Annotated in this window: 14 protein-coding genes and 1 pseudogene; 9 read left to right on the top strand and 6 right to left on the bottom strand. The window is 64.7% G+C overall.

What is annotated here, in order from left to right:
- Nucleotides 1-141: pseudogene (locus tag AC1D05_RS26855) on the top strand (IS5/IS1182 family transposase); the annotation flags it as partial.
- A gap of 159 nt (nucleotides 142-300) precedes the next feature.
- On the opposite strand, the gene rpmF reads toward AC1D05_RS26855, so the two are convergent.
- On the bottom strand, nucleotides 301-483 hold the full coding sequence (gene rpmF / locus AC1D05_RS26850) for a 50S ribosomal protein L32 (RefSeq protein WP_008834724.1): 183 nt from the start codon (nucleotides 481-483) through the stop codon (nucleotides 301-303).
- Nucleotides 484-772: 289 nt separating this feature from the next.
- Nucleotides 773-1,534 (bottom strand): biosynthetic peptidoglycan transglycosylase, encoded by a 762-nt coding sequence (locus AC1D05_RS26845; RefSeq protein WP_477444717.1) that lies wholly within the window; start codon nucleotides 1,532-1,534, stop codon nucleotides 773-775.
- A gap of 222 nt (nucleotides 1,535-1,756) precedes the next feature.
- Between AC1D05_RS26845 and AC1D05_RS26840 the strand changes: the two genes are divergently transcribed.
- Entirely contained in the window at nucleotides 1,757-2,674 is a 918-nt protein-coding gene (locus AC1D05_RS26840; protein WP_477444716.1) for a polyprenyl synthetase family protein, read from the top strand.
- A gap of 39 nt (nucleotides 2,675-2,713) precedes the next feature.
- On the opposite strand, the gene AC1D05_RS26835 is transcribed toward AC1D05_RS26840, so the two are convergent.
- Nucleotides 2,714-3,637, bottom strand: a complete 924-nt coding sequence (locus AC1D05_RS26835; protein WP_477444715.1) for an SMP-30/gluconolactonase/LRE family protein — start codon at nucleotides 3,635-3,637, stop codon at nucleotides 2,714-2,716.
- A gap of 134 nt (nucleotides 3,638-3,771) precedes the next feature.
- Between AC1D05_RS26835 and AC1D05_RS26830 the strand changes: the two genes are divergently transcribed.
- From AC1D05_RS26830 to AC1D05_RS26820, 3 genes are read left to right on the top strand one after another with little or no spacing between them, the layout of a single operon-like run.
- Nucleotides 3,772-5,265: a sugar ABC transporter ATP-binding protein gene (locus AC1D05_RS26830; RefSeq protein ID WP_477444714.1), complete on the top strand. Its 1,494-nt coding sequence runs from the start codon at nucleotides 3,772-3,774 to the stop codon at nucleotides 5,263-5,265.
- A gap of 9 nt (nucleotides 5,266-5,274) precedes the next feature.
- Nucleotides 5,275-6,354: an ABC transporter permease gene (locus AC1D05_RS26825; RefSeq protein ID WP_477444713.1), complete on the top strand. Its 1,080-nt coding sequence runs from the start codon at nucleotides 5,275-5,277 to the stop codon at nucleotides 6,352-6,354.
- Nucleotides 6,355-6,367: 13 nt separating this feature from the next.
- A complete protein-coding gene (locus tag AC1D05_RS26820; RefSeq protein WP_172223034.1) occupies nucleotides 6,368-7,465 on the top strand; it encodes an ABC transporter substrate-binding protein in 1,098 nt (365 codons plus the stop codon).
- Nucleotides 7,466-7,546: 81 nt separating this feature from the next.
- On the opposite strand, the gene AC1D05_RS26815 is transcribed toward AC1D05_RS26820, so the two are convergent.
- The 3 genes from AC1D05_RS26815 to AC1D05_RS26805 all read right to left on the bottom strand — a co-directional run bounded on the left by AC1D05_RS26815 (nucleotide 7,547) and on the right by AC1D05_RS26805 (nucleotide 10,669).
- Complete coding sequence (locus tag AC1D05_RS26815; RefSeq protein ID WP_477444724.1) at nucleotides 7,547-8,566, bottom strand: LacI family DNA-binding transcriptional regulator; 1,020 nt, start codon at nucleotides 8,564-8,566, stop codon at nucleotides 7,547-7,549.
- 48 nt (nucleotides 8,567-8,614) lie between these two features.
- The gene (locus AC1D05_RS26810) at nucleotides 8,615-9,649 is read right to left on the bottom strand and encodes an L-idonate 5-dehydrogenase (protein ID WP_477444712.1); all 1,035 of its coding nucleotides are present in this window, start codon (nucleotides 9,647-9,649) and stop codon (nucleotides 8,615-8,617) included.
- A 72-nt stretch (nucleotides 9,650-9,721) separates the two neighbouring features.
- Entirely contained in the window at nucleotides 9,722-10,669 is a 948-nt protein-coding gene (locus AC1D05_RS26805) for a 2-hydroxyacid dehydrogenase (protein ID WP_477444711.1), read from the bottom strand.
- Nucleotides 10,670-10,747: 78 nt separating this feature from the next.
- On the opposite strand from AC1D05_RS26805, the gene AC1D05_RS26800 reads away from it, so the two are divergent.
- The 4 genes from AC1D05_RS26800 to AC1D05_RS26785 are packed head-to-tail and all read left to right on the top strand — an operon-like array spanning nucleotide 10,748 to nucleotide 13,233.
- Nucleotides 10,748-11,503 carry an SDR family oxidoreductase gene (locus tag AC1D05_RS26800; RefSeq protein ID WP_477444710.1) on the top strand — a complete coding sequence of 252 codons (756 nt, stop codon included), beginning with the start codon at nucleotides 10,748-10,750 and terminating at the stop codon, nucleotides 11,501-11,503.
- A 13-nt stretch (nucleotides 11,504-11,516) separates the two neighbouring features.
- Nucleotides 11,517-12,008, top strand: coding sequence for a gluconokinase (locus AC1D05_RS26795; RefSeq protein WP_477444709.1), 492 nt, complete (start codon nucleotides 11,517-11,519; stop codon nucleotides 12,006-12,008).
- Complete coding sequence (locus AC1D05_RS26790; RefSeq protein ID WP_477444708.1) at nucleotides 12,005-12,895, top strand: NAD(P)-dependent oxidoreductase; 891 nt, start codon at nucleotides 12,005-12,007, stop codon at nucleotides 12,893-12,895. The genes AC1D05_RS26795 and AC1D05_RS26790 overlap by 4 nt, the downstream gene beginning before the upstream one ends.
- The gene (locus AC1D05_RS26785; RefSeq protein ID WP_027059143.1) at nucleotides 12,892-13,233 is read left to right on the top strand and encodes a hypothetical protein; all 342 of its coding nucleotides are present in this window, start codon (nucleotides 12,892-12,894) and stop codon (nucleotides 13,231-13,233) included. Before AC1D05_RS26790 ends, AC1D05_RS26785 begins: the two co-directional genes overlap by 4 nt.
- Nucleotides 13,234-13,287 lie beyond the last annotated feature (54 nt).

Here is a 13,287-nt window from a genome sequence, read left to right as displayed (position 1 = left end):
AAGCAACTGCATGGTCACCGCTATGCGCGGTTCCGAAGTCTCATCAGGGTCGCCTGCCAGTGCCTGATCGCCGCCGCCGCCCAGAACATCAAAAAGATCGCCCTTTGCCTATGGCCGAACCCCAAACCGGCCCTCGCATGAGGCCCTACGCCTCCTGTCAAAATCTCCTGACACAAACATTCCAAGACACTTCAATCACATAACAAAAAAACCCCGCCGAAAATCGACGGGGTTTGTCAGCAGTCTGAGACCGGCCAGAGGCCGGTCTTTTTGTAACTCAAACCCTGGGAAAAGCTGGTCTCAGCTTTCCTTGGGGGTCAGCACCTGGCGACCGCGATACATGCCGGTCTTCAGGTCGATGTGGTGCGGGCGGCGCATTTCGCCGGAATTCTTGTCCTCGACATAGGTCGGGGCCTTGAGGGCGTCGGCCGAGCGGCGCATGCCGCGCTTGGACGGAGAAGTTTTGCGTTTCGGAACGGCCATGGATATGCTCCACTACATGGTCAAAAGCCCCGCCCGCCCTCGTGAAAGGGCCATGTCGGGGCCTAAATCTGAGAAAGTCGGGTGCCTATACACGCCCTGTGCCGTTTTGGCCAGCGCTACCACGAACTTTTTTGAATTGGCTTGGTTAGGGTGTATCGAGGTTCAGGTCAGGCCGAGCCGAAAACGATGGATACCGAGAACCGGAGCGGAGCGTACTTTTCGTACGTGAGCACCGGAAGCGCAGGGATCCACCGTTTGCAGGCCGGCATCACCTGAACATCGATACACCCTACTCGAGGCAGCCGACATATGCACCGGAACGGCCGGCCCTGCGCTCGATCAGATTGGCGAGCCGTCTCAGCCCCGAGCCGGGTTTTGCCGGGTTGCGGGCGATCGGATTCGGCAAGGTGACGGCAAGAAGTGCCGCCTGCCGGCGCGACAGTTGTTTTGCCGGAATGCCGAAATGATGCTGTGCCGCGGCTTCGATGCCATAGATGCCCGGACCCCATTCGGCGATGTTGAGATAGATTTCCATGATGCGGCGTTTCGACATCACCGCGTCGAAATAGACCGCCAGCGGCAGTTCGACGACCTTGCGCACTGAGCCCAGCGGGCGTGACCAGAGAAAGAGGTTCTTCACCGTCTGCATGGTGATGGTCGAGGCACCGCGCGTCGCCTCGCCGGCCAGCGCATCGTCGACGACCCCCCTGAGTTCGCCGAGATCGACGCCGCGGTGGAAGCAAAACTGCCCGTCCTCCGACATGATGACGGAGTGGGCCAATACCGGCGCGACATCGTCGATCGACACCCAACGCCGGTCATAGCCGGAGAAGGTCGCCAGGTCTTTCAGCATTAGCGTCGACACCGGATGCACGAAGGACGGCAGGTAAAGAAAGGTCAGCACTGTCGGGATCAACGCCAGCACGGCGGCCACGACGATGCCGCGCCGGACCCAGCGTCTGAGACTGCGGCGGTTCAAGCCGCGCGATCTCGTCGCCATGTCCAGCTTTTCGGTTTCATGATCGACGATCGGTTCCGCCAAGCCGCCCAACCCGTGCCAGAGAGCTCGTTTTGAAACGCGCTCCTGTGAGTCATATGACGGTGTTTTCGAGAACCGGAGCGGAGCGTACATTTGAGTACGTGAGCACCGGAAGCATAGAAAACGCCTTCAGATGACCGCAGGAGTAGAGTTTCCAAACGGGCTCTTACTGCTCCGGCATAATGGCGCTTGCCTTCTTGCGCAACGTCTGAGTGTCGGCTACCGCTCCCGGCCATGACGAATGACGACGAAATGGCGTTCGAAATGGCGCTTATCCGGCGGGCGGCGGCCGTCGAGGTGCTGCTACGGCGGCTGCTCGACGACCGCCCGCTTTCCGGCGAGATCGCGCGGCCTGAGCGGCTGATGGCGGCGATGCGCCATGGCGTGCTGAACGGCGGCAAGCGCCTTCGTCCCTTCCTGGTCATGGAAAGTGCGGCCTTGTTTTCCGCCGATGGCGAGGCCGCGCAGCGCGTCGCCGCCGCACTCGAATGCGTGCATTGTTACTCGCTGATCCATGACGATTTGCCGGCCATGGACGACGATGACGTGCGCCGCGGCCAGCCGACCGTGCACAAGGCCTTCGACGAGGCAACCGCCATCCTGGCCGGCGACGCGTTGCTGACGCTGGCCTTCGACATCATCGCCGATGAGGCGACCGTGCTGCCGGCGGAGCGACGGGCTGCTCTGGTGCTGGCGCTTGCCCGGGCCGCCGGCGCCGGCGGCATGGTCGGCGGCCAGAAACTCGATCTCGAAGCCGAACAGACGCCGCCGGATGAGTCTGGCATCATAAGGCTGCAGGCGATGAAGACCGGCGCGTTGATCCGCTTCGCTTGCGAGGCCGGCGCCATCATTGCCGGCGCTCCGGCCGAGGACCGCGAAAGACTGGCGGAATTCGGCTCCGCGATCGGCCTTGCCTTCCAGCTTGCCGACGACCTGCTCGACCTGACGGCGGACGCCGGCCAGATGGGCAAGGCGACCGGCAAGGACGCCGCCGCCGGCAAGGGAACGCTGGTGGCGCTGCACGGCGCGAATTGGGCGCGCAGCCAGCTTCACGGCCTCGTTGACCAGGCGCACGTGCTGCTCGAACCCTATGGCGACAAGGCAGCGCTGCTGAAGGACGCCGCCACATTTGTCGCGACACGCAACAGCTGAGTTTTTGGTTCGAACAGCCGGCCTGGCAGGGCAGGCAGGTTACCCCCGCCCCGCGGCATTCGCCACGACGAAGACCGAATAGAGCGACTGCCGTGCCGTGATGAACAGGCGGTTGCGCTTCGGGCCGCCGAAGGTCAGGTTCGCCACCGTCTCCGGAATGCGGATCTTGCCGATCAGCGTGCCATCGGGGTCGAAGCAATGGACGCCGTCTCCGGCACCCGCCCATACGCGGCCTGACATATCCAGCCTGAACCCGTCGAACAGGCCGGCGGTGCAAGAGGCGAAGACGCCGAGTTCTTTCAGTGAGGCGCCCTCGACGGCGAACTTGCGGATGTGTCTCGGCCCGTCCTTCTGGTGTGTGACACCGGTGTCGCCGACATAGAGGATGGTCTCGTCCGGTGAAAAGGCGAGGCCGTTGGGCTTCGCCATCGTCGAGACGACGCGTGCCACCGCGCCCGTTGCAGGGTCGGCGCGGTAGACGTGGCAGCCCTCGATCTCCTGCTCGGCGCGGTCGCCCTCATAGTCGGTCGCGATGCCGTAGGGCGGATCGGAAAACCATACTGTGCCGTCCGAGCGCACCACCACGTCGTTTGGCGAATTCAGCCGCCTGCCCTCGAAACGGTCGGCGATCACCGTGAGCGACCCGTCATGCTCGGTGCGGGTGACGCGCCGCGCCCGGTGCTCGCAGGTGACCAGCCGCCCTTCAGTGTCGACTGTGTTGCCGTTGGCATTACTGGACGGCGCGCGGAAGACCGAGACCACGCCATTGGTGTCGTCGTAGCGCATGATACGGTCGTTCGGGATGTCCGAGAAAACCAGGTACCGCCCGGCCGCGAACCAAGCCGGTCCCTCCAGCCAACGCCCGCCCGTCCACAGCCGCTCGACCGCCACATGGCCGACGAAACAGCTCTCGAACCGCTCATCGAGAACCTCGAAGCCTGCGCCCTCTATGTCTCCGAACATGCCTTGTCCTCCATGAAACCGGCCTATCGTTAGCCTTCGCGGCTAGCCATTTTCAAGACTTGACCTGCAAAAATGTTAGCGATAACATTGGTCGCAGTTCAGTCCGGTTGTTTGGCTTGGAGGAGGCCAAGAAGATGCGGCCCAAGCTCATAGAATTCATCGACATCTCCAAGCGCTTCGGGGGCACCCTGGCGTTGAAGTCGGTCTCGCTCGACATCCACGAGGGCGAGATCGTGGCGCTGCTGGGCGAGAACGGCGCCGGCAAGTCGACGCTGATCAAAACGCTGGCCGGCATCTACAAGCGCGACCAGGGAACAATCCGGTTTCGCGGTGAGGACTACCACCACCGCCCGTCGCGCCCCAACCAGCCGCAGAAGGTCGCCTTCATCCATCAGGATCTCGGCCTCATCGAATGGATGACGGTGGCCGAGAATGTCGGTATGGCGCAAGGCTTCTCGCGCCGCTCGGGCCTCATCGACTGGCGCGACACCGCGCGTCGTGCCGAGAGCGCCCTGGCCCTGGTTGGCTGCGCCTTCGATCCGGCGACGCGCGTCCAGGATCTGTCCCGCACCGAGAAATCGCTGGTTGCCATCGCCCGCGCGCTCGCTACCGAAGCCGACGTGCTGGTGCTCGACGAGCCGACGGCAAGCTTGCCCGCCGATGAGGTCGAACGCCTGTTCCAGGCACTGCGGCCGTTGCGCGAGCGCGGCGTCGGCATGATCTATGTCTCGCACCGCCTGGATGAAGTGTTCCGCATCGCCGACCGGGTCGCCGTGATGCGGGACGGCCGCATGGTGGCGGTCAAGCCCGTCGCCGAGACGACGCCGCAGGAACTGGTCGATCTCATCGTCGGCCGCCCGGCGCACCAGATGTTCGCCAAGTCGCGCTGGCAGGACGGACCCGAGCGGCTGAAAGTCGAGAACCTGCGCTGCGGCAGTGTCGGACCGGTCCACTTCGAGGCGCGATCCGGCGAACTTCTCGGACTGGTTGGCCTGCGCGGCGCGGGACAGGAGGCCGTCGGCCGCGCGCTGTTCGGCGCCGAGCCCTTCGACGGCAAGGTCTCGCTCGACGGCAAACGCCTCGACCTGTCCTCGGTCGGTGCAGCCCTTGCCGCCGGCGTCGGCTTGATTGCGCGCGACCGCACCGAGGAGTCGGTGGCGCTGTCGCTGTCCGTGCGCGAAAACATGTATCTCAACCCGTCCGCTGTCGGCCGCGGGCTTTTCTCCTTTATGACGCCGGCGCGCGAAAGCGAACTGACACAGGAACTCGGCACCCGGCTCGGGCTGCGGCCCAACGATCCGCATCTGCCGATCGAGGCGCTTTCCGGCGGCAACCAGCAGAAGGTGGTCGTCGGCCGCTGGCTGGCGACGGGTCGCAAGCTCCTGATCGCCGAGGATCCGACGGCGGGTGTCGATGTCGGCGCCAAGGCCGAAATCTATCGGTTGATCGCGGCAGCTGTCGAAGCCGGACTGGCGGTCGTCGTCGTCTCCACGGATTTCGAGGAGGTCGCCCATATCTGCCATCGCGCCCTTGTCTTTTCGCACAACCGCATCGTGCTCGAACTGGCCGGCGATGCCTTGACGACGGCGGCGCTGATCCATGCCGCCTCCGTGTCCGAAGCCGCCTGAGGAGTATCCATGAACTCGATCAAATCGACGGCGCTGGAGCCGACCCGCTCGGAACTCTCCGGGCTCAGCTTTGGCCAGAAGGCGGCGCGCTACCTGCCGGTCTACGGCCTGCCGATCCTGACGCTGCTGCTCATCCTGCTGTTCTCGCTGCTCCTGCCGCGTACCTTCCCGACGCTGCTCAATTTGCGCTCGATCATATCCGACAAGGCGATCATTGCGCTCCTGTCGCTGGCGGCGATGATCCCCATGGCTTCGGGACGCATCGACCTGACGGTGGGCTACGGCATCGTGCTGTGGCATATCCTGGCCATCAGCCTGCAGACCGCGTTCGGCATCCCCTGGCCGATCGCAGTGCTGATCGTCCTGCTGCTTGGCGTCGTCACCGGCTTCATCAACGGCCTGCTGGTCGAGGTGGCGCGCATCGATTCCTTCATCGCCACGCTCGGCACCGGCACCGTGCTCTATGCGTTGGCCATGTGGTACACGGGCGGCCGGCAAGTCGTCGGCGTGCTTCCCGAAGGCTTCCTCGCCCTCAACGGGACGATGCTGTTCGGCCTGCCGATCACTGGCTACTACGTGATCGTCCTGGCGCTGGCGATGTGGCTTGTGCTCGAATACATGCCGATCGGCCGCTACCTCTATGCCATCGGCGCCAATCCCAAGGCCGCCGCGCTCAACGGCATACCGGTGCAGAAATTCGTCATGGGCGCCTTCGTCGCCTCGGGCGCGCTGACGGCGCTGGGCGGCGTACTGCTCGCCTCCAAGCTCCGCATCGGCCAGGCGAGCGTCGGCCTTGAATATCTGTTGCCGGCGCTGGTCGGCGCCTTTCTCGGGTCGACCACCATCAAGCCCGGCCGCGTCAATGTCTGGGGCACGATCATCGGCGTCGTCATCCTCGCCGCCGGCATTTCCGGCATCCAGCAATTCGGCGGCTCGTTCTGGGTCGAGCCGCTCTTCAACGGCGTCACCCTGCTCGTCGCCATCGGCATTGCCGGCTACGCGCAGCGGCGCCGCGGCGCTGTCGTGCCGCCCCAAGCATCCGCCACTCAACCAGTCGTCCAACCAACAAAGGCAAACGACAATGCTTAATGGGAGAAGAAACATGCATCGCAGAACAGTCCTTCAGCTCGGCGTCGCCTGCCTAGCGCTTGGCATTGCCTCGAACGCGCTGGCCGACCCGATGGCCGACGCCAAGGCGGTGGTCGACAAATATGCCAGCAAGGTCGACAAATGGGATGGCCCGACGACCGGACCGAAGGGCGCGGCCGGCAAGACCATCGTGGTGCTTGGCGCCGACATGAAGAACGGCGGCATCCTTGGCGTCACCAAGGGTGTCGAGGAAGCAGCGGCGGCCCTTGGCTGGACCGTCAAGACGCTTGATGGCGCAGGCTCCATCGGCGGCCGCACGGCGGCTTTCGGCCAGGCACTGGCGCTCAACCCCGACGGCATTATCATCAACGGCTTCGATGCCGTGGAGCAGAAGCCGGCGATGGAGCAGGCCAGGGCGGCCAAGATTCCGATGGCGGCATGGCATGCCGCACCGACTGTTGGCCCGATCGACGATCTCGGCATCATCGCCAACGTCTCGACCGATCCGATGGAAGTGTCGAAGGCGGCCGCCGACTGGGCTTTTGTCGACGCCAAGGGCAAGCCCGGCGTCATCATCTTCACAGATTCCACCTACCAGATCGCCATCGCCAAGGCCGACCGGATGAAGAAGGAAATCGAGGATCTCGGCGGCAAGGTGCTCGAATATGTCGACACGCCGATCGCCGAGACCTCGCAGCGCATGCCGCAGCTCACCACCTCGCTGCTGCAGAAATACGGTGACCAGTGGACGCATTCGCTGGCGATCAACGACCTCTATTTCGACTTCATGGGACCGTCGCTGGCGGCGGCCGGAAAATCGGGCACCGACGCGCCGATCAACGTGGCGGCGGGCGACGGTTCCGAATCGGCCTACCAGCGCATCCGCTCCGGCCAGTTCCAGAAGGTGACGGTTGCCGAACCGCTGAACCTGCAGGGCTGGCAACTCGTCGACGAGCTCAACCGAGCCATGGCCGGCGAGAAATGGTCCGGCTACATCTCGCCGCTGCATGTTGTGACGTCGGACAATGTCGAGTTTGACGGCGGCCCCGACAACCGCTTCGATCCGGGCAACGGCTACCGCGACCAGTACAAGAAGATCTGGGGCAAATAGGCGCCGACGAATACCTCTGCCAACGGGCAGGACAGTCAACGGCCGGCGGTCAACTCGCCGGCCGTTCTGTTTCGCCCAGGCTCAGGCCGTATGACGCGCGATCACCTTCGGCGTCATGCCGACGACCACCCGGTCGTCAGGCGCCCGGCGCCCGTTGAGCAGGTCGAGCACGAGTTCGGCGACACGGATGCCGATCTCATGCGCCTCGACATCGATCGTGGTGATCGACGGCACCGACTGCTCGGCGAGGTCATAGGCGCCGAAGCCGGCGATCGCGAGGTCCTCGGGGACTCGGATGCCGCGCCGTAGGCATTCCATGAGCGCACCGAAAGCGGAAAGATCCGAAACGCACATGACCGCTTGCGTGTCCGGCCAGCGCGAGATCATCTCGACCATGGCGGTGGCGCCCTCGCGCATCGATATTGGCGGCACGCCCGAAGCGATAATGCGCGAGGCGTCGAGGCCGCGGTCCTGCAGTGCCGCGACGAAACCGCGCCGGCGATCGAGGCCACGCGTGTCGCGCGATGTGTCGCCGCCGATGAAGCCGAGCCTCGAATAGCCGCGCGCGACGAAATGATCGACCATCAGCCGCCCGGCTTCGGCGTTGGAGAAGCCGACGACGTGACCGATCGGATCGGCCGGCAGGTCCCAGGTCTCCACCACCGGGACGCCGGCATTCTCCAGCATCTTGCGGCAACGTGGCGTGTGCCGTCCGCCGGTGACGATGATCGCCTCCGGCCGCCGCCGCAGCAACTGGCCGACCAGACGCTCTTCCTCCTCGACATTGTAGTCGGTGAAGCCGAGCAGGATCTCCAGCCCGCTGTCACGCAGACCCTCGGTCATGCCGCGCACCGTGTCGGCGAAATTGGCGTTGTTGATCGAGGGTATCGTCACCGCGACAAAACCGGACCGGCGCGACGACAGGTTGGCGGCGATGCTGTCGAAGACATAGCCGAGTTCGTCCGCGGCCCGTATGATACGGTCGCGCGTGTCTGCGCTGATGGAGGTATCGCGTTTGAAGGCGCGAGACACGGTCATCGTCGAGACGTTGGCGCGACGCGCGACATCGGCCATGGTCGGGCGTTTTGGCGAAGGCTGCATGGCCATACGTTATCGATATCACTGTGGAATGCAACGCACCGTCGCGGCTTACGAGAAGGCGATCTGAACCTTCATCGCCTGGCTGCGGTCGTTGGCGATTTCGAAGCCTGACAGCGCCTCGGCGAATGCCACGGTGTGGGTGATCAGAGGCTTTACGTCGATGAGCCCCTTGCGCATCAATTCGACGCCCACGGCAAATTCCGGATGGAAGCGGAACGACCCGTTGATGGACAGTTCCTTGGCGGTGACCACCGACATCGGAAGTGCCATCTCGGCACCACCAAGGCCGAGCTGGACGATCGTGCCGCGCGGCCGAAGCGCCGCGATGCCCAGCGCCAGTGCTGCGGCGGCTCCGGAACATTCGTAGAGGATGTCGAACGTCCCCTTGTCGGCGAAATAAGGCGCTAGCCCGTCCGGATCGGTTCGTGTGTTGATCGTCCTGTCGGCGCCGGCACGCATGGCCATGGACAGGGTAAAATCAGTGATGTCGACGGCAACGATCTCGGCGGCTCCGGCGCGCCGCGCGCAGAGGATAGACAACAGGCCGATCGGCCCGCAACCAGTCACCAGAACACGCTTGCCCAGCATCTCGCCGGCCCGGCGCGTCGCGTGGAGACATACCGCCAGCGGCTCGGCCATCGCCGCCTCGCCAGCGCTCAACCCGTCCGCTGGCACGCATTGCGGCGCGTCCGCCACCAGCATTTCGCGGAACGCGCCCTGGATATGCGGGAACGGCATGGCGCTACCGTAGAAGCGCATGTTGAGGCATTGGTTGTGCATCCCTTCCCGGCAGTACCGGCAGCTGTAACAGGGCCGCGACGGCGAGACCGCGACCAGCTGGCCCGGCTGCAGCCCGTCGACGCCGGGACCGACCTTCTCGATGCCGCCGGAGACCTCATGGCCGAGGATCATCGGCTCCTTAAGCCGCACCGTGCCGAAGCCACCGTGATTGTAGTAATGCAGGTCACTGCCGCAGATGCCGCCGGTGGCCAGACGCAGCAACACCTGACCCTGGCCCGGCGCCTCGACCGGCCGGTCCTCGATGCGAAGGTCCTTGGCGGCGTGGATGACAATCGACTTCATGGTGGCGAACTCCTCGAGCAATTCCAGGAAAAGTGTGTGACGGTTTTCTGTTCGGAATTGCGGCAAACAAATCTAGAGCACGGGCGTCAGCAGCGGCTGGCCGGCAAAATGGGCGGCAAGGTTGTCGCGCAAAAGCTTGCCCATGGCCTTGCGCGTTTCGAAGGTGCCGGACGCATGGTGCGGCTGCAGCAGCACATTGTCGAGCGCCAGGAAGCGCGGATTGAGCTTCGGTTCGCCTTCGAAGACGTCGAGTGCGGCGCAACCGAGTGTCTTCTTCTCGAGCGCGTCGAGCAGCGCATCCTCATCGATGTTGGAAGCGCGCGAAATGTTGATCAGCATGCCTTCCGGCCCGAGTGCCGCCACCACATCCTTGTTGACGATGTGGCGCGTCGCGGGCGACGCGGCAAGCGTCACGAACAGGAAATCCGAACGGCTGGCCAGCGCGACCGGATCGGCGACGAACTCCCAGTTCGACGCGAAACCCTTCGGCGTGGGGCTCGAATAGGCAATGTCGATGCCGAAGCCGGCGAGGCGTTTGGCCACCTCATGGCCAATGCGGCCGAGACCGAGCACGCCGGCCCGCCGGCCCCAGACGCGGCGCTGCAGCGGGTAGAGCCCCTTGGCCGCCCAGCTGCCGTCGCGCACCCAGCGCTCCGCCCCTATCATGCCGCGCGACAGGGTGAGCATCATGGCGATCCCGAGATCGGCGACATCGCCGGTCAGCACGTCGGGGGTGTTGGTCACGCGCACGCCGCGTTCCCGGCATGCCGCGAGATCGACCGCATCGTAACCGACGCCATATACGCTGACGACCTCGAGCGAAGGGCAGGCCGCAATCATGGCCCGGCTGGCGCCGAGTTCGCCGCGCGTGGCGATGGCGCGTATCCGCGGCCCGACCTCTGCGAGGAAGGACGCCTTGTCGCCCGCGTCGAAATAACGGTGGACAATGAAGGCCTGGTTGAGTGGCTCCTCGTCCCACGCTGGATAAGGTCCAACCTGAAGGATGTGAGGCCGCTGCATCGGTTTTCGCTCCAACTGACTTGACAACAATGTTATCGATAACATAACAACATTCAACGACGAGAGGCAATCGGGAAAATGTCGTCCACACTGTTCGATCTCACCGGGCGCACGGCGCTCGTTACCGGCTCCTCCCAGGGCATCGGCTTTGCGCTGGCCAAGGGCCTGGCCGAAGCCGGTGCCAAAGTAGTCCTCAACGGCCGGGACGAGGCAAAGCTCGCCGAGGCTGCTGCGCGGATACAAGGCGCGGAGACACTTGCCTTCGACGCCACCGACCATGATGCGGTTCGCTCCGCCATCGACGCTTTCGAGCTGTCCGGCGGGCCGATCGACATACTGGTGAACAATGCCGGCATGCAGTTTCGCACGCCGCTCGAGGACTTTCCCGCCGATGCGTTCGAGCGCCTGCTGCAGACCAATGTCGCCAGCGTCTTCCATGTCGGTCAGGCGGTCGGGCGCCACATGATCAGGCGCGGTCGCGGCAAGATCATCAACATCGCCAGCGTGCAGACGGCACTCGCCCGCCCGGGCATCGCGCCCTACACGGCGACGAAAGGCGCGGTCGGCAACCTGACCAAGGGCATGGCGACGGACTGGGCCAAACACGGACTGCAGTGCAACGCCATCGCACCCGGCTATTTCGACACGCCGCTCAATGCGGCATTGGTCGCCGACCCGGCATTCAGCGGATGGCTCGAAAAGCGCACACCGGCCGGCCGCTGGGGCAAGGTCGAAGAACTGGTCGGGGCCTGTGTCTTCCTCGCCTCCGACGCGTCGTCCTTTGTCAACGGGCACATCCTCTATGTCGATGGCGGCATCACAGCGTCGATCTGAACCGTCGCGCCACATGGTCATCATGGGCGTCGCCGGATCGGGCAAGACAACGATCGGCGAGGCGCTCGCCCGCTCGATCGGCGCGAAATACGTCGACGGCGACCTGCTGCATCCCGACGCCAACATCGCCAAGATGAGCGCCGGCATCCCGCTTGCCGACACTGACCGGTGGCCTTGGCTGGCCAGGGTCGGCGAAACCCTGAGGTCAGGCACAGGTCCCGTCATCGTCGGCTGCTCGGCGCTGAAGCGAGCCTATCGCGATTTCATCACCGAACGGGCCGGAGCACCGGTCTTGTTCATCTATCTCGACGGTTCGCGCGAACTGATTTCCCGGCGCATGCGCGAGCGCTCCGGCCACTTCATGCCGACAAGCCTGCTCGACAGCCAGTTCGCGACATTGGAGGTGCCGGGAAAGGACGAGAACGCGATCGCCATAGCGATTGACGCGCCGCTCGACCGGATTGTTGCCGACATAACAGCCAAGATCGGGGTTCCACCACCATGACCAACACCATCGCACTGATCGGCGCCGGCGCCATGGGCGGGGCGATCGGCGAGCGCCTGCTCGCCACCGGCAATCGCCTGTTGGTATTCGATCTCGACAAAGCCAAGGTCGAGGCGTTGCTCGCCAAGGGCGCCGCGGCCGCGGTAAGTGCGGCCGAGGCCGCCGGCGCCGCCGACTGCGTCATCCTCAGCCTCAATTCGGCGGCGATTGTGCGTCGCGCGGCGTTCGGCGAGGCTGGCGTGGCTGCCGGGGCGAAGCCCGGCACGCTGATCATAGACATGTCGTCCATCGACCCCGACGCGACACGCCAACTGGCGGCCGACGCAAGCGAGAAGGGGCTGCGCTGGGTCGACAGTCCGCTCTCCGGCGGCGCGCCGAAGGCGCTGACTGGCGAATTGACGCTGATGGCTGGCGGCGAGGCCGAGGACGTCGCGGACGCTCACAAGGTGCTGCGCCACGTCGCCGCCAACTACACCCATATGGGACCTGCGGGCGCCGGCCAGACGACCAAGCTGATCAACCAGGTCCTGTGCGCGCTGAATTTCATGGCTGTCGCGGAAGCGACGCGGCTGGCGATCGACGCCGGCGTCGACGTGCTGAAGATCCCTCAAGCACTGAAAGGCGGTCGCGCCGACAGTGCCATCCTGCAGGAGTATTTGCCCCGTTTCGCCACTCGCGACTACCGGCGCACGGGCCGCATCGACAACATGGTCAAGGATCTCAACGCCGCGCAGGATCTGGCGCGGCGCACGCACACGGCGATGCCGCTGACGGCCGTCTGCGCCGAAATACACCGGTTGCTGACGGCGGCCGGGCTGGGCGGCGAGGATCAGGCCGCATTGATGGAATTCTTCCAACGCAACAACGACCAGGAGTACCCGACATGATCACTCGCTATGCGCTGTTTGAAGGCAAGGTGAAAGACGGTGAGACCACGGCATTCCGTCAGGCCGTCCTCGATACCGTCCTGCCAAAGTGGAAGGCGTTTCCCGGCGCGCTCGACGTGCGCGTCTCCTTCGCCGAAAAGCGTGACGACGGCGCGCCGGAATTCCCGTTGATCCTGGCGATCAACTACCGCGACATGGCGGCCGTCGACGCGGCCCTTGCCAGCCCCGTCCGCGCTGAATCGCGCGCTGCGACCGAGGCGGTTCTGGCCAGATACTTCGAGGGCCGCATCCACCATCACGTCACGATCGCCAATGAGTTCCCCCTGGCCGGAGGGTAGTGGGGCATATCTATCAGGTGTTCCGGGCCCGGCTCGATTCCAGGCAGGCCATGT

This window comes from Mesorhizobium sp. P2_E9 (assembly GCF_056403815.1).
This window is presented reverse-complemented; position numbering and strand designations above follow the sequence as displayed.